At 70.8% G+C, this 23,143-nt stretch carries 20 protein-coding genes; 11 read left to right on the top strand and 9 right to left on the bottom strand.

Annotated features, from left to right (window positions below; genetic code table 11):
* Window positions 1–5: 5 nt before the first annotated feature.
* A complete protein-coding gene (locus AB0C38_RS07620) occupies window positions 6–896 on the bottom strand; it encodes a DUF6282 family protein (RefSeq protein WP_360668181.1) in 891 nt (296 codons plus the stop codon).
* A gap of 162 nt (window positions 897–1,058) precedes the next feature.
* On the opposite strand from AB0C38_RS07620, the gene AB0C38_RS07625 reads away from it, so the two are divergent.
* Entirely contained in the window at window positions 1,059–2,420 is a 1,362-nt protein-coding gene (locus AB0C38_RS07625) for an MFS transporter (protein ID WP_360668185.1), read from the top strand.
* On the top strand, window positions 2,421–3,428 hold the full coding sequence (locus tag AB0C38_RS07630; RefSeq protein WP_360668188.1) for a hypothetical protein: 1,008 nt from the start codon (window positions 2,421–2,423) through the stop codon (window positions 3,426–3,428).
* Here the strand turns inward: AB0C38_RS07630 and AB0C38_RS07635 are convergent.
* The gene (locus tag AB0C38_RS07635; RefSeq protein WP_360668191.1) at window positions 3,395–4,186 is read right to left on the bottom strand and encodes an IclR family transcriptional regulator; all 792 of its coding nucleotides are present in this window, start codon (window positions 4,184–4,186) and stop codon (window positions 3,395–3,397) included. The genes AB0C38_RS07630 and AB0C38_RS07635 overlap by 34 nt on opposite strands.
* A gap of 250 nt (window positions 4,187–4,436) precedes the next feature.
* Between AB0C38_RS07635 and AB0C38_RS07640 the strand changes: the two genes are divergently transcribed.
* The 3 genes from AB0C38_RS07640 to AB0C38_RS07650 are packed head-to-tail and all read left to right on the top strand — an operon-like array spanning window position 4,437 to window position 9,919.
* Window positions 4,437–6,242 (top strand): alpha-L-fucosidase, encoded by a 1,806-nt coding sequence (locus AB0C38_RS07640; protein ID WP_360668194.1) that lies wholly within the window; start codon window positions 4,437–4,439, stop codon window positions 6,240–6,242.
* 9 nt (window positions 6,243–6,251) lie between these two features.
* Complete coding sequence (locus AB0C38_RS07645) at window positions 6,252–8,093, top strand: beta-N-acetylglucosaminidase domain-containing protein (RefSeq protein WP_360668197.1); 1,842 nt, start codon at window positions 6,252–6,254, stop codon at window positions 8,091–8,093.
* The gene (locus AB0C38_RS07650) at window positions 8,090–9,919 is read left to right on the top strand and encodes a beta-galactosidase family protein (protein ID WP_360668200.1); all 1,830 of its coding nucleotides are present in this window, start codon (window positions 8,090–8,092) and stop codon (window positions 9,917–9,919) included. Before AB0C38_RS07645 ends, AB0C38_RS07650 begins: the two co-directional genes overlap by 4 nt.
* A 104-nt stretch (window positions 9,920–10,023) precedes the next feature.
* Here AB0C38_RS07650 and AB0C38_RS07655 read toward each other — a convergent pair whose 3' ends face one another.
* The 3 genes from AB0C38_RS07655 to AB0C38_RS07665 all read right to left on the bottom strand — a co-directional run bounded on the left by AB0C38_RS07655 (window position 10,024) and on the right by AB0C38_RS07665 (window position 14,312).
* Window positions 10,024–11,301: a DUF222 domain-containing protein gene (locus AB0C38_RS07655; RefSeq protein WP_360668203.1), complete on the bottom strand. Its 1,278-nt coding sequence runs from the start codon at window positions 11,299–11,301 to the stop codon at window positions 10,024–10,026.
* 752 nt (window positions 11,302–12,053) lie between these two features.
* Window positions 12,054–13,250, bottom strand: coding sequence for a hypothetical protein (locus AB0C38_RS07660; protein WP_360668206.1), 1,197 nt, complete (start codon window positions 13,248–13,250; stop codon window positions 12,054–12,056).
* A 111-nt stretch (window positions 13,251–13,361) separates the two neighbouring features.
* Window positions 13,362–14,312 (bottom strand): hypothetical protein, encoded by a 951-nt coding sequence (locus AB0C38_RS07665; protein WP_360668209.1) that lies wholly within the window; start codon window positions 14,310–14,312, stop codon window positions 13,362–13,364.
* A gap of 177 nt (window positions 14,313–14,489) precedes the next feature.
* Here AB0C38_RS07665 and AB0C38_RS07670 point away from each other — a divergent pair, with 177 nt between their 5' ends.
* The 5 genes from AB0C38_RS07670 to AB0C38_RS07690 are packed head-to-tail and all read left to right on the top strand — an operon-like array spanning window position 14,490 to window position 18,102.
* A complete protein-coding gene (locus AB0C38_RS07670; protein WP_360668211.1) occupies window positions 14,490–14,738 on the top strand; it encodes a PLD nuclease N-terminal domain-containing protein in 249 nt (82 codons plus the stop codon).
* Window positions 14,735–15,640 (top strand): ATP-binding cassette domain-containing protein, encoded by a 906-nt coding sequence (locus AB0C38_RS07675; protein WP_360668214.1) that lies wholly within the window; start codon window positions 14,735–14,737, stop codon window positions 15,638–15,640. Before AB0C38_RS07670 ends, AB0C38_RS07675 begins: the two co-directional genes overlap by 4 nt.
* The gene (locus AB0C38_RS07680) at window positions 15,637–16,320 is read left to right on the top strand and encodes a hypothetical protein (protein WP_360668217.1); all 684 of its coding nucleotides are present in this window, start codon (window positions 15,637–15,639) and stop codon (window positions 16,318–16,320) included. The genes AB0C38_RS07675 and AB0C38_RS07680 overlap by 4 nt, the downstream gene beginning before the upstream one ends.
* 25 nt (window positions 16,321–16,345) lie before the next feature.
* A complete protein-coding gene (locus AB0C38_RS07685) occupies window positions 16,346–17,461 on the top strand; it encodes a histidine kinase (RefSeq protein ID WP_360668220.1) in 1,116 nt (371 codons plus the stop codon).
* On the top strand, window positions 17,458–18,102 hold the full coding sequence (locus tag AB0C38_RS07690; protein WP_360668222.1) for a response regulator transcription factor: 645 nt from the start codon (window positions 17,458–17,460) through the stop codon (window positions 18,100–18,102). The genes AB0C38_RS07685 and AB0C38_RS07690 overlap by 4 nt, the downstream gene beginning before the upstream one ends.
* Here AB0C38_RS07690 and AB0C38_RS07695 read toward each other — a convergent pair.
* From AB0C38_RS07695 to AB0C38_RS07705, 3 genes are all read right to left on the bottom strand, one after another.
* A complete protein-coding gene (locus AB0C38_RS07695; protein WP_360668698.1) occupies window positions 18,099–18,656 on the bottom strand; it encodes a PadR family transcriptional regulator in 558 nt (185 codons plus the stop codon). The two genes, AB0C38_RS07690 and AB0C38_RS07695, sit on opposite strands and share 4 nt — an antisense overlap.
* Before the next feature lie 6 nt (window positions 18,657–18,662).
* A complete protein-coding gene (locus AB0C38_RS07700) occupies window positions 18,663–19,052 on the bottom strand; it encodes a nuclear transport factor 2 family protein (RefSeq protein WP_360668225.1) in 390 nt (129 codons plus the stop codon).
* A 596-nt stretch (window positions 19,053–19,648) separates the two neighbouring features.
* Entirely contained in the window at window positions 19,649–20,392 is a 744-nt protein-coding gene (locus tag AB0C38_RS07705) for an SDR family oxidoreductase (protein WP_360668228.1), read from the bottom strand.
* 134 nt (window positions 20,393–20,526) lie between these two features.
* Between AB0C38_RS07705 and AB0C38_RS07710 the strand changes: the two genes are divergently transcribed.
* A complete protein-coding gene (locus AB0C38_RS07710) occupies window positions 20,527–21,396 on the top strand; it encodes an RNA polymerase sigma-70 factor (RefSeq protein ID WP_360668231.1) in 870 nt (289 codons plus the stop codon).
* 4 nt (window positions 21,397–21,400) lie between these two features.
* Here AB0C38_RS07710 and fadD8 read toward each other — a convergent pair whose 3' ends face one another.
* Window positions 21,401–23,011: a fatty-acid--CoA ligase FadD8 gene (fadD8, locus tag AB0C38_RS07715; RefSeq protein ID WP_360668234.1), complete on the bottom strand. Its 1,611-nt coding sequence runs from the start codon at window positions 23,009–23,011 to the stop codon at window positions 21,401–21,403.
* Between the last annotated feature and the right edge of the window lie 132 nt (window positions 23,012–23,143).

Here is a 23,143-nt window from a genome sequence, read left to right on the forward strand (position 1 = left end):
TCCTTTCAGGCGTCGAGGTTCAGCAGGTACGTCGGGTTGTCGCGGACCATCCGCCGCAGGTCCTTCTCCGGCAGGCCGAGGTCGAGCAGCGCCTCGCCGACGCGCAGCCACGCGTCGACCGGCTTCGGGTTGGCCTTCTGGCCGAAGTCCGACGCCAGCACCGTGTGCTCCGGGCCGAGCGCTTCGATCCAGGTCAGCAGCTGCTTCGGGTCCCACTTCTGGGTGCCTTCGGGGTCGTACATCCCGACCTCGTGCTCGATGAACGCGCCGAGCTCGATCAGCTCACGGCACACGGCCGGGTCGGCGCCGATGACGAAGTCCGGGTGGCTGACGACCATCCGTTTCATGCCGCGCTCGTGCGCTTCCTGGAACAGCGTCCGGATGTACTCCGGGTACATGTGGCCGCCGTTGAGGACGGCCTGCTGGTCCTTGATCTCGTCGAGGATCTCGATCGCCTCGGGCTTGAGGGCGCCTTCGCCGTCGACGATGTCGATGCGCTCCAGCGTCAGTGGGACGGTGGTGGTCGGGAAGGCGCCGTCCTCGGGGTGGCAGTCGATGTGCCGGCCGGAGGAGATGGTCGGGAACCAGACGACCTTGCCGCCCATGCGCAGGGTCATGCGCACGGCGTGGACGTTGAGCCCGCCGACCGTGCTGTTCAGCGCGATCCCGCCGAACGCCTGCGCCGCGACGCCTGCGAAGCGCCCCTTCATCGCGAGGACGTCCATCTGGGTGTTGTGGTGGTGGGACTTGGCGACCATGGCGCGCATCCCGATCCGGGCGCCGTCCTCGGCGGCCTCGACGTGGTCGAACCGCCGGGGGAACGGGCTGGGGCCGGAGTGGACGTGCATGTCGACCAGGCCGTCCAGGACGGAGGCGATGGCGGGGCGCGGGCTCATGAGCGGCCTTTCCGTTCGCATTATGAAGTCAAAGTTCACTATAAGACCGCGTGTCAACCCTGTGACCGCTCTTGTGCAACCGCCAGCCCGTATTTAGAGTGACTTCCGTTCACTTGGTGAACATTGAGTTCGGAGCTTCGAGCCGACCCCCGGAGGACGCCGATGTCCACACCGCCCAGCGCCGCAGCGGCGGCCGCCCGTCCCGGTACCCCGCACGGCCCGGACGCGACCAAGGTGCGCGCCGCGGTCCGCGGCGGGACGCTCGCCTACTTCGTCGACCAGTTCGACATCTACCTGCCGATCGTCGTGCTGGCCCCGGCGACGGCGTACTTCCAGGCGGCCAACCTCAGCGCGAGCACGACGGCGCTGCTGGCGTCCCTGGTGTTCGCGTCGACGCTGATCGGCCGCCCGCTCGGCGCCATCATCTTCGGCCACTTCGCCGACACGGTCGGGCGCAAGCGCACGACGCTCGTCGCGGTCGGCGGCTTCGGCATCATCACGCTGCTGACCGCGTGCCTGCCCGGGCACGAGACGATCGGGACGTGGTCGGTCGGCATCCTCATCGCGCTGCGGTTCGTCGACGGCATCTTCCTCGGCGGCGAGTACACGACGGCGGTGCCGCTGGCGATGGAGTGGAGCCCGAAGCACAAACGCGGCCTCTACGCCTCGATCATCACGTCGACCTCGCCCGCCGCGTACGCGGTCATCGCCGCCATCACGCTGCTGATGCTGCAGCTGCTGCCGTCGGTCGGCCTGCACAGCGCGTACGTCCAGTGGGGCTGGCGGATCCCGTTCTTCGTCGGCGCGCTGCTGGCGGCCGTGCTGTTCCGCTACTACCAGAAGCAGGTGCACGAGCCGCCGGCCGAGTTGACCGGCGAGAAGCACAAGCTCCCGTTCGTGCGGCTGGTGAAGAAGTACCCGCGGGCGCTGGGCCAGGTGTTCATCCTGATGACCGGCACGTGGCTCGCGACCAACATGGAAGCCGCTGTGACGCCCGCGCAGCTGAAGTCGCACCTCTTGCTCTCCAGCAAAGAGGTCACCATGACCATGCTCGTCATCAACGCGGCCGCCGCGCTGTCCTACCCGCTGTTCGGGGTGCTGTCCCAGCGCATCGGCCGAAGGCGGTTCTACATCGGCTACGGCCTGTCGATGGTCGTGGTCGGCGCGGGTTCCTACACGCTGCTGATGGCCTCGAACGGCGGCTTCGGCGCGGCGCTCGGCTTCGGCGTGCTCATCGGGGTGTTCACCGTCGGCACGTTCGGCCCGATCGCGGCGTACCTGACCGAGCGGTTCCCGGCGAGCATCCGGTCGACCGGCTACGGCGTCGGCTACAGCCTCGCGCTGATCGCCCCGGCGTTCTACCAGTTCTACCTGCAGCGGTTCGACGGCTTCATGCCCGCGCACCTCGCCCCGGGCGTCCTGATCGTTCTCGCCGGCCTGCTGATCAGCCTCGGCGGCTTCCTCGGCCCGGAGACGAAGGACGTCGACATGGCCGACGACAGCACGATTCCGGCGCTGTCCTAAATGGAATTAGGCGGGCTGGTCGCCGCCAACCCGGTGTGGGTCGGCTCGTCCGAGCTGACCATGACCCTCGACGGCATCGTCGCCTGCGTGGACGCGGGCGCCGGTGCCGTCGTGGCGAAGTCGGTGAACGAGAGCGTCGCGGCCCGCCGTCAGCTGGACATCGCCGACTACGCCTTCGTCTCCGGTGACCGGCAGGTGCGCCCGCCGGGCTCGGCGTACCTCGGTGACGGCCTGCTGAACCGCTCCGGGCTCGCGCAGGTGGACCTCGACGATTGGCTCGAGACCCTGGCCACGGGCTTCTCCCACGGCGCGGCACGGGGTTGCCCGGTCGTCGGCAGCATCACCCTCGGCGACCCGGCCGCCGCCGCGCGCATCGGACGCGCGCTGGCTTCGGTGGTCCCGGCGGTCGAGCTGAACATCGGTGCGCCCCACGGACGTGAGGCCCGCGCGGTGCGGCAACTGACCGAAGTGGACGGTGTGCGCGAGGCGGTCCGGACCGTCCGCGAGGCCGTCGACGTCCCATTGTTCGTGAAGCTGCCGGGCCAGGCGTCGGACGTCGTCGCGCTGGCTCGTGCGGCCCGCTCGGCCGGCGCGGACGCCGTCGGCCTGGTCGGCCGGTACCCGGGCTTCCTGCCCGATCTCGACGGCGGCGCGGTGCTCGGGTCGTGGGGTGCGTGGAGCTCGCCCGGGTGTCTTCCGATGAGCCTTTACTGGGTGAGCAAGGCTTTCCGGCAGCTCGACGTGCCCATCGTCGGCACCAACGGCGCCCGCACCGCGACGGACGTGCTGCGGTTCCTCGCGTCGGGCGCGCGAGCGGTCGAAGTCGTCACGGCATTGTGGATCGGCGGGCCCGCCGTGCTCCGGGAGCTGGTGGACGGCGTTTCGGGGGTCGGCGACGACTTCGTCGGCAGCGCGCTCGCCGGAACGCGCGAGTACGCGGACGTTCCCGCGTCGCTCTCGCCCGCGTGGCTGCCCTACACCGCCCGCTGGACGTCGTCGGGCCGGTAGTGCCCGCCGAGCTCGGCGGTGAGCTCACGCGCGGTGTCGACCACGACCCGCAGCTCGGGTGTGTCGTCGCCCATCGACAGCGTGTTGTCCGGGCCCACGATCGCGATCGTGGCGCAGATGCCGTACTCGTCGAAGACCGGCGCGGCCACCGCGACGATGCCGGGCGTGCTCATGGCCGAGCAGTGCCCGGCCGCGCGCACCCGGTCGACGTCGGCGCGCAGCTCGTCGCGCGCCGTGCCCGACAGGGTGCCGATCAGGCGTTCCATCGACAGCTGGTCGGCGTGGTAGGCGAGGAAGACCTTGCTCTGCGCGGTGTCCAGCGGCAGGTGGCTGCCGACCCGCACGGACACGATGACGATGGTCGACGGGTTCTCCTCGACCCGCGAGACCACCGGGCCGGTGAGCCCCCACAGGCTGAGCACGACGCTGGTCTGCGTGGCGCGCGAGAGCGCCTGCATGTGCCGCGGCGCGAGGTTGACGACGCGGCGGTGGCCGATGGCGAACGCGCCGAGCTGCAGCAGCAGCCCGCCGGGCACGTAACCGCCGTCGGCGCTGCGTTCCAGCAGGCCGGCCGCGACGAGCGACGTGCAGTACCGGTACGCCGTGGTGCGGTTGAGGCCGAGCCGCTCGGCGACCTGGGCGGCGGTGACGTCGGGCGTCGCCGGGTCGAACAGCGAGAGGATCTGGCTGACCCGGCTCACCGCCTGGATGTCCGCCTGGTCGGCGCGGGTGTCCGGGGACCGCGTCGGTTTGGTCACGGGGAGCCTCCGCCGGAGTCTGGAATCGCTGTTCACTTCGTGAACACGGACATCAGGCTACCGGACCGGGCGGCACTCCTTGACCCATCGGATCAATGTCCTCCGAAAGTCGGGTCCGTGGGTTGTCCACGCCATTCGTTGTCATCTGGTCAGGTCTAGACATCCGATGGATGGCCGACCTAGTCTGGCGATCGTCCACCCCGTCTCGCCGCCGCCGGGTGCGTGGCCGCGGTCCGTCACGAGGAGAGTCATGACGTTTCGCGGTCTGGTCCTCGCTGCCGCCGTCGTTTCCAGCACGCTGGTGGCGGTTCCGGCCGCCGTGGCCGACGGGTGCGACGGGCCGATCCGGCCGGCCACCATCATGACCGTCCGCGCCTGCGACAGCCCGGACCGCGTCGTCGCGAAGGCCGCGGCCGTCGTCCCGCGGAAGGGGCAGCTGGCCTGGCAGCAGCGGCCGGTCACCGCGTTCACCCACTTCGGGATGAACACCTTCACCGACCGCGAATGGGGCTCCGGCGCCGAGAAGGAATCCACCTTCGCGCCGCCAGCCGTCGACACCGCCCAGTGGATGCGATCCCTCAAGGCCGCCGGGGTCACGCAGGTGATGCTGACCGCCAAGCACCACGACGGCTTCGTCCTCTACCCGACGCGCTACACCAACCACTCGGTGGTCGCGAGCCCGTGGTGGCTGACCCCCGGGTGCACCGACCCGGCCCGGGACACGGCGGAAGCCGCGCGGGCCCAGGACCCGTCCGCCTACTGGCAGACGCGGAACACCCGCTGTGCCAACCCCCGCGGCGACATCCTGCGCGACTACGTCGACTCCGCCCGCGCGGCCGGGCTCAAGGTCGGCGTCTACCTGTCGCCCGCCGACGGCGCGGAGCTGCCCAAGACGTTCTTCGCCGACGAGGTGCAGCGCATCGAAGCCAAGGTCGCCGCCGGGCAGTCGCTGAGTATCGAAGAACAGGCCACTTACGACGACCGCGCGAGCGCCCCGCAGGGCCAAGGCCGCTACGGGACGAACAGCGCGGTCACCCGCCGGACCATCCCGACGCTCGTGCCGCACGACGACCGCGCCGCCGCGCTCGCTCTTGGCAAGCTGCCGAAGTTCGCCGTCGACGAGGACGACTACAACGCCTACTACCTCAACCAGATCTACGAGCTGTTCACCCAGTACGGCCCGATCGACGAGCTGTGGCTGGACGGCGCGAACCCTTGGCGCGACCACGGGATCAGCGAGACCTACGACTTCACGACGTGGTTCGAGATGATCCACGCGCTGTCCCCGGACACCGTCACCTTCGCCGGCCCGGCGGGCGTGCGCTGGGTCGGCAACGAGGCCGGGCAGGCGCGCGAGACCGAGTGGAGTGCGCTCCCCACCACCGGGGACCCTCGGACCGCACACAACGAGGAGCTGTTCCTCGGCGGCGCGACCGCCGCGGACCTCGGGTCCCGCCAGGTGCTGGCCGACCCGTCGGTGCGGTACCTGCAGTGGGCCCCCGCGGAGTCCGACGTCTCCCTCCGGCCCGGCTGGTTCTACCACCCCGACGAGCAGCCGAAGTCCGCCGCGCAGCTCGTCGACGTCTACCGCCGGACGGTCGGGCGGAACTCGTCGCTGCTGCTCAACGTCCCACCCGGCCCGGACGGCCGCATCGCGCCCGCCGACACCGCCGCGCTGGCCGGGTTCGGTCAGGCGATCGCCCGGACGGAAGGCCGCAACCTGGCCGTCGGCGCTCCCCGGGCGGTCACGGACTCGTCGGTCACCACGGCGGAACCCCTGGACCGCCCGCTCGACGTCCGGCTGCCCCGGCCGGTCACGTTCGACCAGATCCGGCTCGGCGAGGACATCACGCGCGGCCAGCACGTGGAAGGCGCGCTCGTGCAGGCCGAGATCGGCGGCACCTGGCAGACCCTCGCCACGGTGACCACGATCGGGTACAGCCGCCTGGTCACGCTGCCCATGCCGGTGACCGCCAGGCACCTGCGCGTCGTCGTCACGCAGTCCCGCGCCACGCCGTACTTGGCCACCTTCGCGCTGTACCGCACCGCCGCCTGAAAGGGAATCATGACCCGCCGCCGAGCCCTGTTCGCTGCCGTCGTCACGGTGGCCGCCACCCTCACCACCACCGGACCCGCTGCCGCGAGTGGCGCGCTACCCGTCGTTTCGCCCACCCCGCAGCAGATCACCCGGACGTCCGCGGATGTGTCGCTGCCGTCGTCGGTCGCGCTCGTCACCGACGCCACCACCGACCCGGCGGCGAAGGACCTGCTGACCTCGCTGTTGCATGACCACGGTGTCCGGACCGGCGGCCACGGGTTGCCCGTCCGGCTCGGCAGTGCCGGGACGAGCGTGCCCGAGCAGGCCGAGGGGTACGCGCTGAGCGTGTCCCGGGCCGGAATCACGATCGGCGGCCGCGACGGCGCCGGGCAGTACTACGGCGTGCAGACGCTGCGGCAGCTGTTCGTCCACTCGGGACACGGCTGGGCGGTGAGCGGCGCGGCCGTGCGCGACTGGCCGAACATGGCCCTGCGCGGGTCGATCGAGGGCTTCTACGGTCCACCGTGGACGACCGCGGACCGGCTGCGGCAGCTCGCGTTCCTCGGCGAGGTCAAGGCGAACACCTACATCTACAGCGCCAAGGACGACACCTACCTGCGCGCGAAGTGGCGTGACCCGTACCCGGCCGACGAGCTGGCCACCCTGGGGCAGCTGGTGCGGTCGGCCGCGGCTCACCACGTCGAGTTCACGTACGCACTCTCGCCCGGCGTCTCGGTCTGCTTCTCTTCGCCGGCCGACGTCGCGGCGGTCGAAGCGAAGTTCCAGGCCGTCTACGACCTCGGCGTCCGGTCGTTCTCGCTGCCGTTCGACGACATCTCGTACACGAAGTGGAACTGCGACGCCGACCAGGCGGCCTTCGGGGCGCCTGGGCAGGCGGCGGCCGGCACGGCGCAGGTCTCGCTGCTCAACACGATCACCGAGCAGTTCGGGCGGACCCACGACGGCGTCCGTCCCCTGCAGACGGTGCCGACGGAGTACAGCGACCTGAAGGACTCGCCGTACAAGACCGAGCTGCGCGAGCACCTCGACCCGTCGGTGGTGGTGCAGTGGACCGGGACCGACGTCGTCCCGCCGAGCGTGACCACCGACGAGGCCGCGCAGGTGTCGGCGGTGTACGGGCGCAAGGTGTTCCTCTGGGACAACTACCCGGTGAACGACTACGAGCAGTCGGCCGGGCGCCTGCTGCTCGCGCCCTACGCGCAGCGGGAGGCCGGGCTTTCGCGGTACCTCAACGGGATCGTCGCCAACCCGATGAACCAGGAGGCGGCCAGCGAGGTCGCCGAGTTCGGCGCGGCGGACTTCGCGTGGAACGACGCGGGCTACTCGCCTTCGCGGTCGTGGCCGCAGGCGCTGGCCCGCCTGGCGGGCGGTGACCCGCGGGCGTCGGCCGCGCTGGAGGTCTTCGCGGACCTCGAACACCTCGCGCCGACGTTCGGCCCGACGCCGTGGCAGCCGCAGGCACCGGTGCTGGCCGCTCGGGCCGCCGAGTTCTGGCAGGGCGGCCACCACGCTTGGTCCGACCTGCGTGCGTACGCGGTCCGGATCCGCGACGCGGCGGGCGTGATCCGCGGCGGCCGGGTGCAGAGCGCGTTCGTCGCCGAGGCCGGGCCGTGGCTGGACGCGACGGCGCTGTGGGGCGACGCGCTGGTGACCCGGCTCGACGCGTTCGCGGCGTCTTCGCGGGGCGACCACGCTCGTGCTTCGCGGCTCACCGCCCGTGCGGACGACCTGGTCACCCGGGCGCAGGCGGTCAAGACCGGCAACACGAACCGGTGGGGTGTCCGGCAGGCGCTCGTCGGCGACGGCGTCCTGGACACCTTGCTCGTCCAGCTTCGGGAGCAGTCATGAACTCGGTGAGCAGGCGGAGCTTCCTCGGCGGAGCGGCGGCGATCACGGCGGGCGCGGTGCTGGCCGGCCCGGCGGGAGCGGCGGGCCGACGGGGTCTCTCGGTTTCCGGTGAGCGGTTCCTGCTGGACGGGAAGCCGTTCCAGATCGTGTCGGGTGCGGTCCACTACTTCCGCATCCACCCGGACCAGTGGCGCGACCGGCTGGTGCGGCTGAAGGCGCTGGGGCTCAACACGATCGAGACGTACGTGGCGTGGAACTTCCACCAGCCTGCCCGCGGCCGCGCCGACTTCAGCGGCTGGCGCGACCTGCCGGCGTTCGTCCGGCTCGCGGGCAACCTCGGGTTCCAGGTGATCGTCCGGCCCAGCCCGTACATCTGCGCGGAGTGGGAGTTCGGCGGCCTCCCGGCGTGGCTGCTGGCCGACCGGAACATGGAGCTGCGCTGCGCGGACCCGGCGTACCTCGAGGCCGTCGACGCTTGGTACGACCAGCTGATCCCGCGCCTGGTGCCCCTGGAGGCCCAGCACGGTGGCCCGATCGTGGCGGTGCAGATCGAGAACGAGTACGGCAGCTACGGCAACGACACGAGCTACCTCGCCCACCTGCGCGACGGCTTGCGTGCTCGCGGCCTGACCAGCCTGCTGTTCGCCGCCGACGGCGCGTCGGACTTCTTCATGCGCTTCGGCTCGCTGCCGGGCACCCTGGAGGTCGGCACCGGCGACGGCGACCCGGCGCCCAGCGTGGCGGCGATCAAGAAGTTCCAGCCGGGCAAGCCGGTGATGATGGCCGAGTACTGGGACGGCTGGTTCGACCACTGGGGCGAGAAGCACGGCACGCGTGACCCTCAGCAGATGGCGTCCTACGTGGACGCGTTACTGGCGACGGGCGCATCGGTGAACCTGTACATGGCTTGCGGGGGCACGAACTTCGGCTTCACTTCGGGCGCGAACACGTCAGGTACGACGTACCAGCCGACGGTGACCAGCTACGACTACGACTCGCCGGTGGGCGAGGCGGGCGACCTGGGCGCGAAGTTCACGGCAATGCGCGCGGTGTTGACGAAGTACACGGGCGTACCACCGGGCCCGATCCCCAGCCGTTCGGCGCGCTTGCCCGGACAGACGGTGACGCCCTCAGGTGCGGTATCGCTGCTGGACTCGCTGCCGCTGTTGTCTTCGCCGGTCCGGTCCGCCCAGCCGGTACCGATGGAGCGCGTCGGCCAGGCGACGGGCTTGATCCATTACCGCACAACGATCCAGGGCCCGCATTCGGGACCGCTGAGCATCCACGGCCTGGCGGACCGAGCATCGGTGTTCGTGGACGGTTCGCCTTTGGGCGTCCTCGACCGCAACGAGCCATCGGGGACGTTGAACCTGTCGCTCACGAAGCCATCGACGCAGCTGGACATCCTGGTCGACGCGATGGGCCGGGTGAACTACGGCCCGTACCTGGCCGACCGCAAGGGCATCGACGGCTGGGTGGCGATGAGCACCCAGCAGAAGCTCTTCGGCTGGGAGATCCGCCCCCTGCCCCTGGACGACCTTTCCCGGCTGCGATTCTCGTCCGCGGCGGTGTCCGGACCGGCGTTCCACCGGGCGACGGTTTCCGTGGTGAGTCCTGAAGATGGCTTTGTCGCGCTGCCGGGGTGGGAGAAGGGGATCGTGTGGTTGAACGGCTTCAACCTGGGCCGGTATTGGAAGGTCGGGCCCCAGCGGACGTTGTATGCACCGAAGCCGTTGTGGCGCCGGGGGGTGAATGAGCTCGTGGTCTTGGAGCTGCACCAGCCCGGGGCGACGATCGAGGTTCGCCCGGAGGCCGACTTGGGGTAGTGGGCGCGCGTGCCTCGGTGGCGGATCGAGATCGGTTCGACGGGCGACCTGGGTCAGCGCGTGGGTGTAGGCCCGTAGCCGGTGGCTGCGGGCCTTTCCCATGCTCAGGCTGCGAAGGGCAGCGGTTGGTGGAGGTTGTTGCGCCTGGGTTTTCGGCGCCTGTCCAGGAACACCGGTGGCAAGAACTCAGGTAGGCCGTCTGCGGCGATGCGGACTTGCCAGCCGGAGCGGTGCAGTAGCCGGTGGTGGTGGGCGCACATCAGGACCAGGTTGCCCAGCTCGGTGGGGCCACCGTCGGCCCAGTGGCGGATGTGGTGACCTTGGCAGTGGCGGGGTGGGCGGTGGCAGCCGGGGAAGGCGCAGCCGCGGTCGCGCAGGTACAGCGCCCGGCGGAGCGGGGTCGAGATCAGGCGGCGCTGGTGGCCGAGGTCGAGGGGTTCGCTCTTGGTGCCCAGGACCGCGGGGATGAGCATGCAGTCGCAGGCGTGGATCCGGGCTTCGGCGGCTGAGATGGTGCCAAGGTCGCCGAGAGTGGCCCGGCCGGCGCCGGTCTCGGGTGTGGTGGGGGTGTCGCCGAGCGGGCCCGTGCCGATGCCTGACTTCAAGTCTTCCAACGAAACCGCGATCATCACGTGGGCTCGCTCGCCAGCCTGCATCGGCAACTCTGGGGAATTCAGCGCGAGGTCGATGGCGTCGGATAAGGCGTCGCCGTAGCGTTCCTGTGGCGAACGGAGATCCGGGCCCTCGTCGGTCGTGCGGCGTTGCGCCAGGGAGTCCAGCAGAGCGCTGGTGCGGGTGCCGGTCTCGTCGTCGAAACGGCCGTTCAGCTCCCAGACTCCGGATCTTTTGCGCCGCAACGACAGTTCTCGGCGGGGGGTGGCCGGTTCAGTCTCGTCGGGTTCGGCGCCGTCGGGATCGAGGTGAGCCACGATGCGGGCACCCAACGCGGCGACCTGCTTGTGGCCAGCGCCTTCGGCGAAGGTCAGCAAATCGCGTTCGGCGTCGTCGCGATGTTCAGGCGGGACCTGGACGAGCGCGCCGACGATGGTGTCGATCATCGGCGTGCTCAACCGGCCATCCAAGGCAACAAGGCCGGTGGCGGGAGCAACGGCGGGGATCGGAGTGCCGTCGAGGTTCTGGCCGGACGTAAGGGATCGGGCTCGTTTGACCACGGTCTCGGCGGCAGACTTGGGAACATCAGCGAGATGCTCGAAAAGTCGAGCGACAGACCGGTATCCGAACAACTCCATCACACCGCGGGACTCGATTTCCACGAGCAGAGAACCGATCTCAGCCTCGGCAGACCGCACCACAGTGAGCAGCGCGGAGATGCGATCGGCCAAGGCCACCGCATCCGCTTTCCACACCGTTTCGCTGTCCACGCATCAAGATTACCGGCAGTCGAACGCACGATCATCACACGACAGGGTGATCCACTATAAGTTCGGCAGGGACACCGTAGCGTGGGGAATCGGCGCTCCCGCACCGAGCGGGAAGCAAGAACACGAAGCGCCGATTTCCCACGCAATGGCGAAGCCGCATCTTTAGAACTCGGTGAGACCCACGTGCACAAAGGCCAACAGAGAACCAGGCCCAACAAGCAGAGAGATCCCCATCCCGCCAAAGAAAGGATCATCCTGCCGAACCATCTTCACGAAAAGCCCAACAGCACAAGCAACAACGCCAGCAAGAAGAGCGAGAACAACAGAAGACATCAAGAGAGAAGTCCTTCGGGCAGCAGCGATCACGACACCGGGAACCCGGCGCCGGAGAAAGAAAGCTCAGCTCACGAAGGACGGAGGCCCACGGGTCGACCGAGAGGTCGGCACCTCGACGACGGGAGATGCTTCCCGCGGACGCTCACCAAGCGACCACAGCGAAACAGCAAAGAATCCCACCGAAGAAGGACCGACAGCCCAAGGGATCGAAGCAGGCGGACGCGGCACCGCATGCCGCCCGGAGACAACGAAGTCCGACTGTGAAGTCGCCACCGCCGGACCGTCGGCGACACTCGCCGCCGGAAGGAATACCGGTGCCCCGGAGAGGAACAGCAGGACAGCAAGCAGCAACCCGAGGCGGTGCTTCCGCCTCGGGTCGCGCTGCTGTTCGCTGTGTCCGATGAGGCCAGGCTACCTCAGCCGCCGCCGTAGGTGGCCTGGGTGACCGCGAAGACGTTGCGGCTGCCCACGCCCTCCTGCAATGACCACAGCAGGTCGGCGGCTGTGTCGTCTTCCCAGTAGGAGAGGCTTTCGCCGCTGCCCACCCAGGCGAACGTCGACGGGCCGGCGGACGGTGTCCAGTAGTACAGCTGTTTGTTGCCGGACGAGTTGAACCACCAGCGCCCGTTGTGCGACGCCAGCCCGTTGAGCTTGTACCAGGGCAGCTGCAAAGCCTGGCTCGCCGTCGTCGTCGCGGCGAAGGTGCCGGACGAGGCGAACGGGTAGCGGATCGCGCGCGGTGCGCGGTTCGGGTAGTCCGTGCAGCCGGACGGGCACGTGTATTCCGTCATCACGATCGACTTGCTCACGCGGTCGAGGGAGATCGACGACCACGCGAGGTTCGTGCCCGACGTCGTCTTCGAGGTGATCGTGCCGACCTGCGGCAGGACGTACGCGTAGTTGTGCGCGTAGTACGTGCTGCCGGTCTGGTGCCCGATCTGGCCGGCCGTGCCACCCGTGTTCGTCTTGAGGATCTTCCGCATGTCGAAGACCCGCATGCCGTGCCCGGTGTCGGCGACGTACAGGTAGTCGCCGTACCAGGAGACGCCGCCGGCGTGGACCGGGATGTCCTTGAAGTCCGGTGCCGCCGCCGTGCCGGTCGGCTCGACGAGCAGGACCTTGCGGTACTTGTTCGGGTAGGTGGCGTCCCAGTCGACCAGGGTGATCCGGCTGCGGGCCTGGCCGCCGTCGCAGCCGTCCTTGGTGTACCAGCTGACCACGACGAGCTGGTGCCCGTCGTAGTTGCCGCTGTTGGCCGTGCCGACCGCGTCACGGCTGGTCGTGATGCCCTGCGGGTAGTTCGTGCAGTCGGAGTTGTCGCCGCTGTCGAACCGGAAGCCCGTGGACAGCCCGGCGACGGAGAACGACGACGGCAACGCCGTGCGGTCGTGGTTGGCGTTGTCCATGACCGTGTGGACGGCCGCGGTGCCCAGCGTGGACACCAAAGCGGTGTTGACGGCGTCGAACTGGTTGTAGTTCGCCGCCAGGGTGTACTGCGAAGCGGGCAGGGTGGTCGGCCCGGCCGCGGCGAGGGCCGCGGGCGGGGTGACGACCAGACCTGCGAGGACGCCCGCCGCGACGGCGGCTTTGCCCAATCTGTGGCGCAATGACATCTGACCCCCAGTAGTCCGATCAATGCCCGGGACACACTAGAACCGGGCGGGGTGAATGAGCAACAGCTTCTTGGCGAACAGGGGAAGATCTTTTCCGCGACGTCCCGGCGATCACCAGCTCGACGGGACGTAGGCCCAGCCGAGGTAGTCGGAGCGCTGCGCGTACGTGCTCGTCTGGTACACCGACGGGCCCGTGCTGATCGCGACCCCGCCGCCGAGCGCGAGCATGATGTGCCCGTTGCTGGTCGTGCTGGTGAAGAACACCGCGGTGCCGGCCGGGGCGACGGAGCCCGTGTGGATGCGGCCGTTGGCCTTCTGCCACTGGTAGTGCGTGGTGGCCGAGGCGAACCGGCCGCTGGTGCCGAAGGCGCGTTCGACGAAGAGCTCGCACTGGTTGTTCCAGTCCGTGTGGCCCAGGCGCGCCTTGGCGAACGCGATCGCGCTGTCGGCGCGCGCGTCCGCGGGGCTGGTCGAACCACCCGGCTTGAGGCCGTCGGTGTCGCAGTGCGGGACTCCGCCGACGAACCCGTCGGTCCCGGTCTTGATCAGGGCGTCCGGCACCCACAGGTTGTCGGTGGTGAAGTCCCAGATCTCGTCCGACGCGGTGGCCTGGCAGACCACCGGCACCGACGCGCCGGTCAGGTACTTGTTCGCGACGCTGCCCGCCGCGTCGGCCGCGTCACCCTTCTTCGCGCGGCCGTTGATGTCCGCCTTCGCCGGGTACGCGTGCGGCGTGGTGCACTTCGGCGCGACCATCGACGTCGAGCCGGTCTTGACGTAGGCGTCCGGGACCCACAGCCCGTCGGTGGTCAGGTCCCAGATGCTGCTGCCGCCGTACTCCGGGCCGGTGTCCTGGCACGCCAGCGTCACCGAGGTACCCGACGGGTACATGTTCGCGATGCGCTGCTTGCCCACCGCGACGTCCGGGTCCTTGACGGTCCGACCGTCCACTGTGGTCGTGACGGGGTAGGCCGACGCGGCCTGGGCCGCGGGCGCGGCCAGCCCGGTGATCGCGACGGCCAGGCCGATGCCGGCCACCGTCGCCTTGAGTGTGGTTCTCACTTGTCCTCCAGAACGATTCCGTGGGGCGAATCGTCGGTGGACGCCGTACAAGAGCCGTACAAGGGCGCCGGGCCGCCTAGTACTTTCCGCCTATCCCGGAGTCCCCGAAGAGCGGATGTGCGGGGACGCGCGATCGGCGAATCTCGGATGCGAAAGACCGACGTGAGGAGAAGCCCCATGCATCCGGCCGCCCTGATCGAAGGCCACGAACAGACCTGGTCGTGGCTCGTGCTCGGCCTGACCGGCGCCGTCCTGCTGGCGTTCGTCGTGCTGTTCCTGGCCGCCCTGGTCAGCATCCTCGGCTCACGGCTGACCGGCGGCATGAAGCTCGTCTGGGTGATCTTCGCCTTCTGTGCGCCGTTCCTGGGCAGCCTGCTGTGGTTCGCGTTCGGCCGTCGTGACGCCTACGAGCCGGTGCGCCGATGATCGTCGCGGAAGGGCTCGCGAAGACCTACCGCGGCGGCGCCGGCGTCGAAGACCTGTCCTTCACCGTGCGGCCCGGCGTGGTGACCGGCTTCCTGGGCCCCAACGGCGCCGGGAAGTCGACGACCATCCGGCTGATGCTCGGCCTGACCCGCGGCCGCGGCCGCACCACCTTCGGCGGCCGGACCTACGCGGAGGTCCCCGGTCCACTCAGGACGGTCGGGGTGCTCACCGACGCCGCGGCGGTGCACCCCGCGCGCCCGGCCGCCGCGCACCTGCGGATGGTCGCCGCGGGCGGGGGCCTGCCGGCGCGGCGCGTGCGGGAGGTCCTCGCGACCGTCGGCCTCGAGTCCGTCGCGGGCAGGCCCGCCGGCCGGTTCAGCCTCGGCATGAAGCAGCGGCTGGGCCTGGCCACGGCGCTGCTCGGCGACCCGGAGTACCTGATCCTCGACGAGCCGGCGACCGGGCTCGACCCGGAAGGCGTGCGGTGGATCCGCGACCTCCTGCGGCGGCTGGCGGGGGAGGGGCGCACGATCCTCGCGTCTTCGCACCTGCTGGCCGAGATGTCGCTGCTCGCCGACGACCTGATCGTCATCGGTGCGGGCCGGCTCGTCTCGGCCGGGCCCCTGGGCGAGTTCCTCCGGCGGCACGCGCGCGCCGACGTCGTGGCCCGCGTCGACCGGCCCAGCGTGCTGATGGTCGCCCTCGCCCGCGACGGGTTGCGCGTGCGCCAGGAAGCCGCGGCCGAGCTGGTCGTCGACACCGCCGACCCCGAACGGGTGGCGGCGATCGCCGTCCGCGCGGGGGTCGGCGTGCGGGAGCTGTTCGTGCGGCAGAGCGGGTTGGAGGACGCCTTCCTCGCCGCGACCGCGGCCGCGGTCCGGCACCGGGGAGAACTCCCGTGAAGAACGCACTGGCCTACGAGTGGGTGCGGGCCCGCTCGTTGAGGTCGACGTGGCTGCTGCTGGTCGGGGCCGGCGTCCTGCAGTTCGCGTCCGGCCTGTACTGGGGCCTCAAGCGTGACCTCGGCGACCTCGACGCGTTCACCTCGGCGTTCGGCCTCGTCGACCGGCTGGGGGCGCTGCTGGTCGCGGCCGTCGGCGTCGCCGCGTTCGGGCTCGACCACCAGCACGGCACCCTCGCGACCACCCGGCTGGTGCTGCGCTCGCCGGCCCGGATCGTCGCGGCGCGGGCGGGGGTCACCGCCGGCCTCGGGCTGCTGGGCGGCGTCCTGATGGTGGTGCTGACCGCCGCCGGGGTGCTGACCGGCGGGGGCGCCCTGCCTGCCGGCGCGGGGGCGGCAGGCAGGGCGGTGGGCGGAGTGCTCGCGCTGACCGTCCTGTCCGGACTCGCCGGGGTGGCGCTCGGCGGGCTGCTGCGGCACACCGGGCTCGCCGTCGGGGTGTTCGCGGCGTGGACGTTCGTCGCGGAGACGACCCTCGCCGCGCTCACCCGCGTTCCGGTGGCCGCGCTGCCGTTCAGCGGCACGGCGTTGTCCGCCCTCCTGGGGACCGCGGTGTTCGCGGCGCTGGTGGTGCTGGCCTTGGGCGCGACGACGTTCACCCTGGCTCGCCGTGACGGCTGATCCGGCGCGCCCTAACCTGAACACGATGAAGCGCTGGCTGAGCTGGTGGGACGGCCGGGTCGTGCTGCTCGCGCTCGACGTCGCGGTGGCCGCGGCCGTGATCGTGGTGACCTTGACCGGCGGCGACCCGCGTGACCCGCACCCGGCGCTCTACGTGCCCGCGGTGGTCGTCTCGGGGCTCGCCCTGCTGGCGCGGCGCCGGTGGCCGTTCCTCGTGCTGCTGGTCGCGGTGGCGTGCATGCCGGCCGGGGTGACGCTGCTGCCGCTGATGGTGGCGCAGTACTCGGTCGCGGCCCGGCACGGCGTGAGCGTCGTGACCGGGCTCGCGGTCGTCGCCGCCGGGATCGCCGGGAACGTCCTGCCGGTGCTGCGGGACCCGCCGAGCTTCACGCTCTTCGTGATCGTGCTGGGCTTCTTCGTGCTCGGCCCGGCGCTGGCCGGGCTGTGGATGCACCAGCGCGCCGCGCTGCTGGGCGTGCTGCGGGAACGCGCCGAAGAAGCCGAGCGCACCCGGACGCTGCTGGCCGACCAGGCCGTCTTCGCCGAACGACGGCGGATCGCGCGTGAGATGCACGACGTCGTCGCCCACCGGGTGACCGCGGTCGCGCTGCAAGCCGGCGCGCTGTCGCTGCGGGCGCCGGACGAGAAGACCGAGCAGGCCGCTGAAACCATCCGGGCCACCAGCGCGGTGGCGCTCGACGAGCTGCGCGCTGTCCTGCGGGTGCTGCGCGACGACGCCCCGGACACGGATCCGGGCGTGCTCGCGTCACTGGAAGAGCTGGTTGCGCAGGTCGCGGCGACCGGGGCGCGCGTCGAGCTGTCGCTGCCGGACCCGCTGCCCGGGGTGCCGGACCAGGTCGGCCGGGCCGTCTACCGGGTGGTGCAGGAGTCGCTGACCAACGCGGGCAAGCACGCGCCGCACACGGCGGTCGACGTCCGGCTGGCCGTCACCGGCGAGCGGCTGGCGGTCGAGGTGACGAACCGGCTGACCCCGCACGGCAGCGCCGTCCCGGGGTCCGGCTACGGCTTGGTGGGCATGCGCGAACGCGTCGAGCTGGCCGGGGGCGAGCTGCGCACCGGCCCGACGGGCGACGGCCGGTTCCGGGTGCTGGCGCAGTTTCCGGTAGGGGAGGGCGAGTGACGGTCAAGGTCGTGCTGCTGGAGGACGAGGAGCTGGTCCGCAGCGGGATCCGGATGATCCTCGAGTCGGCGGACGACGTCGAGGTGGTCGCGGAGGACACGAACGGCGCGCGGGCGGTCGAGCTGACCGACCGGTTCCGGCCGGACGTGGTGCTGACGGACGTCCAGATGCCGAAGGTGGACGGCATCGAGGTGGTCAAGCGGCTGGCCGCGCACCCGGCGGCGGCGGCGGTGGTGGTGCTGACGACGTTCGACGTCGACGAGTACGTGTACGCGGCTTTGCGTCACGGAGCGGCGGGCTTCCTGCTGAAGGACACGCCGCCGCGCGAGCTGGTCAACGCGGTCCGGGTGGCGGCCCGCGGCGAGGCGATGCTCTCCCCGAAGATCACGAAGCGGCTGTTGACGGACTTCGCTTCCGGCGGCGGGAGTTCGCGGGCCCGGGTCCGGTTGGCTTCGCTGACGCCTCGCGAGCATGACGTGGCTGTCCACATCGGACGCGGGCTGAGCAACGCGGAGATCGCTCGCGCTCTCGTGGTGAGCGAGTCGACGGTGAAGGTCCACATCGGACACATCATGGCCAAGCTGGAGGCGGCGAACCGCACTCAGGTGGCGATCCTGGTCCACGACGCCGGCCTGAGCTAGCGCGTCACCCGGCGTTCGAGGATCTTCAAGGACTGTTCGCACCAGCGGAGGTTCTCCCGCTCGAACGACAGCCCGCGCATCAGCGTCAGGTACGGCCCCACCCGCTCGGCCTCCGCGAGGTAGTCGTCCTCGAAACGGCCGTCCAGCAGGCCCGCCCGGAGGCGCTCGTAGCGGGCGATCTTCGCCTCCGCCCGGGTCATGCGCTCCGTCAGCGCCCGGCGGACCGCCGCGTCGTCGCCCGCGTCGACCGCCTGGACCTGGATCAGCAGCTCGTCGCGGATCACGCCCGGGCGCGGCGGGCGCGCCGTGAAGTCGTGGAGGGCCTGAGCGCCCGCCTCCGTCAGGGAGAACAGCCTCTTGTCCGGCCGTTTCTCCTGGTGGACGAGCCGGGCGCGGACCAGGCCGTCCGCTGCCATCCGGTCCAGTTCGCGGTAGAGCTGCTGGGGCGTCGCCGGCCAGAAGTTCGCCACCGACGCGTCGAACCCCTTCGCCAGGTCGTAGCCCGACGCCTCGCCCTCCAGCAGCGCCGCCATCAGCGCGTTGCGCAGCGAAATACTCAACTAGTTGAGTGCTTCCCGCTGGATCTGCTCGAACTGGGCCGCCATCGCTTCCGACAGCGCCTGCGCGGCCGACAGCGGCCGGACCATCACGGTGAACTCGTCGATCAGCCCGTCGTCGTCGAAGTGCAGGAAGTCGCAGCCCTCGACGCGCGCGTCGCCGATCCGGGCCTCGAAGACGAGCGCGTGGTCCCGGCCTTCGCCGCCGCTCAGCTCGCGCACGTAACGGAAGTCTTCGAACACCCGCAGCACGCCGCGCAGGATCGCGGCCGTGATGGCCTTGCCCGGGTACGGCTTGAACGCCACCGGGCTGCGGAACACCACGTTCTCCGCCAGTGCTGCGGCCATGGCGTCGGGATCACGGGCCTCGACGGCCTTCCGGAAGCTGGTCATGCCTCACCTCACCTACTCAACAAGTTGAGCAGGAGCGTACCCCGCCCGTGACCGCTCGGCGACCCACAGCCTCACCACGGCTCCGGCGCAGGCCCGGCCGCCACCTTGGTTCAGGCCGGATCAGCCGGGTGAGCTCGGTCGGCTTGGGCGCCCTCGTCGCGGCGTGCGCGGCAAGAGCGCGGTCACGACGTCGACCGGGGAGACCGTCGCCCTGCGGGCCGTGACCGACGCGGACCTGCACGCTCACCGCGTCTACCACCCAAGCAGGGCGCGAAGCTGCGGCTCGCCCTGCAGGTGCGGGACAGCGATACGTGCAAGCCGATCCTCCACGCGGTGGTCGAGTTCCGGCACTGCGACGCGTCTGGCCTGTACTCCGGCGCGGAAGCGGCGTCCGGGGGAGGGGGCGGGACCCCCACCCACCGGCGTCCCGCCGCCCGGCGGGACGCCGATCTCGCCCAACCGACGACAAGCGGTACCTGCGCGGCGCCCAGGTCACCAACCGGCGCGGCACCGTCGAGTTCACCACGATCCGGCCGGGCTGGTACGTCCAGCGCGGAGGTCCGCACGGGTGGCGCCGGGCCACCCGTGCGGCGCGGTCACGACCGGGCCAGCCAGTCGGCGAGCTTGGTCTCCGCGAGCTTCGCGCCCGGCCCGGGCAGGAGCTCCTCCGGTCCCGGCACCGCGCCGAAGTACGGCGCTTCCGGGTCGGTGACGACCTCGCGCGGGTCGTCGCGCGCGGTCAGCACGGTGCGCACCCACTCGTCGAGGCCGAAGACCTCCGGGCCCGCGATCTCGGTGAGGCCGCCGACCGGCTGCCCGGCCGCGGTGCGCGCGACGGCGGCGGACACCTCGGCTGCCGCCATCGGCTGGACGCCGGCGGCCGGCAGCCGCACGACGCCGTCGGTGGTCGACGTGTCGGCGATCCCGCCGGCGAACTCGAAGAACTGCGTCGCCCGCACGATCGAGAACGGCAGGCCCGACTCGGTGATCAGCTTCTCCTGCGCGACCTTGGCGCGGAAGTACCCGACGTCCGGCTGCCGGTCCGTGCCCACCACCGACAGCGCGACGTAGTGCGTGACGCCCGCTTCCTTCGCCGCCGCGACGAGGTTACCGGTCGAGGTGCGGAAGAAGCTCATGACGTCGTCGTCGGCGAACGACGGCGAGTTCGACACGTCGATCAGGACGTCCGCGCCCAGCAGCACCTCCTTCAGCCCTTCGCCGGTCAGGGTGTTCACGCCGGTGCTGGGGGCGGCGGCGACCGCCTCGTGGCCGTGCCCGGCCAGCCGAGCGACCACGTTCGTGCCGATCAGGCCGGTTCCGCCGATGACGACGACCTTCATGTGACTTCCCTTCGCTGAGCGCGCCCGGAATGGCTGCGCACCCACTACGACAAGACGGCCGGTGGATTCGTGACAACGCCTCGCCGGCGGTACGCTCCCGCCCGTATCCGCCGCCCCGAAGGGATCCGCACCGCATGCCGGACCTCGACGACGCGGCCGCCGTCTTCGCGGATGTGCGGCCACGGCTCTTCGGCATCGCCTACCGCATGCTGGGCAGCGTCGCCGACGCGGAGGACCTGCTCCAGGAGGTGTGGCTGCGCTGGCAGGCCAGTGACCGGGCCGCGGTGCGCACCCCGGCGGCCTACCTCGCCACGACGACCACCCGGCTGGCGATCAACGCGACCAAGACGGCCTACGCGCGCCACGAGACGTACGTCGGCCCGTGGCTGCCGGAGCCCGTGGACACCTCCGCCGATCCGCAGCTGGGCGCCGAGCGGGGTGCCGCGCTGGAGCTCGCGGTGCTGCTCCTGCTGGAGAAGCTGACGCCGACCGAACGTGCGGCCTACGTGCTGCGCGAAGCATTCGACTACCCGTACGTCCAGATCGCCGAGATCGTGCGGACGACGGAGGTCTCGGCCCGTCAGCTCGTCAGCCGCGCGCGCAAGCACCTCGCCGCGGAACGGCGCACGCCGGCCGCGCCGCCCGAACAACGCCGGCTCCTGACCGCGTTCGTGACCGCGGCCCAGGAAGGCGACTTGTCGACATTGGAGGAGCTGTTCGCGGCCGACGTGATCAGCTACTCCGACGGCGGCGGTGCGGCCCGCGCGTCGCGCATCCCGGTGCACGGCGCGACAACGGTGGCGAAGTACGTCCGCGCGTTCCGCGACCGCTTCTGGGTGGGCGTGACGCTGACCCCGGCGTTCGTCAACGGCGCGCACGCCCTGCTGCTTTCCCGTGACGGCGAGGTGTTCACGGTGCTGACGGTGACCGCCTCGGCCGAGGGCATCGACCAGGTGCTCTGGATGATGAACCCCGGCAAGCTCAAGGCGGTCGCCGCCGTATAACGCCCTACACGCTCGCTCGCTTGGGCTCGTACTGGGCCCGCAGTGCCTTCTTGTCCGGCTTCCCCAGCCCCGTCATCGGCAGCGACGCCGCCACGATCACCTGCTTCGGGACGTGCACCGGGCCCTTCCGCTCCCGCACGGCCGCCTGGATCTCGCCCGTCAGCTTCTCGATCGCGGCGTCGTCGGCGGCCGCGTCGGAGCGCAGGACCACCACTGCCGTGACCGCTTCGCCCCACTTTTCGTCCGGGGTGCCGATCACGCCCACCTGGGCGATCGCCGGGTGCTCGGCCACCACGTCCTCCACCTCACGGGGGAACACGTTGAACCCGCCCGTGACGATCATGTCCTTCACCCGGTCGACGATGAACCAGAAGCCGTCCTCGTCTTCGCGGGCGACGTCGCCCGTGTGGAGCCAGCCGTCGCGGAACGTCTCCGCCGTCACCTCCGGGAGGTTCCAGTAGCCGGCCGCCAGCAGGGGGCCGGCCACGCAGATCTCGCCGGGCTCGCCGGGGGCGACCGGGTTGCCCTCGGCGTCGAGCAACGCCGTGCGCAGGAACGCCGACGGTCGCCCGCACGAGGACAGCCGCGCGTCGTCGTGGTCGCCCTTGGCGAGGTAGCTGATCGCCATCGGGGCTTCGGACTGGCCGTAGTACTGCGCGAAGATCGGCCCGAAGCGGTCGATCGCCTCGCGCAGCCGGACCGGGTTGATCGACGCGGCGCCGTAGTACACCGTCTGCAGCGACGACAGGTCGCGCGTGCGCGAGTCGGGGTGGTCCATCAGGGCGTAGAGCATCGTCGGCACCAGCATGGTGGCCGAGATCCGCTCCTCCTCGATGATCCGCAGGACGTCGGCGGGGTCGAACTTCGGCACGACGATCAGAGAGCCGCCCTTCAGCAGCGTCGGCGCGAAGAACGCCGCGCCGGCGTGGGAAAGCGGCGTGCAGATGAGGAACTTCGGCGCCTCGGGCCACTCCCACTCGGCGAGCTGGATCTGGGTCATCGTCGCCATCGCCTGCGCGGTGCCCATGACACCCTTGGGCTTGCCGGTCGTCCCGCCGGTGTAGGTGATCGAGACGACCTGGTCCGGCGGCAGGTCGGCGGGCTTCAGCGGGCCCGGCTCGAACTTCGCGGCGGTCTCGGTCAGGTCCTTGCCGACGTGGGCGAGCTGCTCGGGCACCGGCCCGATGGTGAGCACCTGGGTGAGCCCCGGCACCTTCTCGAGCAGGCCGAGCGCGCGCTCGACGAACATCGGCACCGGGTCGATGATCAGCGTGGTGATGCCGGCGTCGCCGAGGATGTAGGCGTGGTCGTCGAGCGAGCCCAGCGGGTGCAGCGCCGACCGCCGCGACCCCTGCATCTGGCCGGCCGCGATGATCAGCAGGACCTCCGGTCGGTTCAGCGACAGCAGCGCCACCGCCGCGCCCGTGCCGGCCCCGAGCTCCTCGAACGCCTGCGCGTACTGGCTGACCTGCTCGGCGGTCCCGCCCCCGGTCATCGTGGTCTCGCCCAGCACCATCACCGGCGCGTCCCGGTGGCGCTTCAGGGCGGAGACGACCAGATGCCCGAGGTGGTTCGGATACCGCATCGCCTGCTCGTCCATCCCGGTCCCTTCCACGGCGTAAGACTAGAACACGTTACTGTTTTCGGCACTATACCCGCACGGGGCAAGGGGTGTCCGTCTCCTGTTTCGGTGGAACAGGTTTCATCGCCGGAATCCTCCCCTTAGCCCGCCCGACGGGCGCCGCTG

This window comes from Amycolatopsis sp. NPDC048633 (assembly GCF_040650695.1).
Taxonomy (GTDB): Bacteria; Actinomycetota; Actinomycetes; order Mycobacteriales; family Pseudonocardiaceae; genus Amycolatopsis.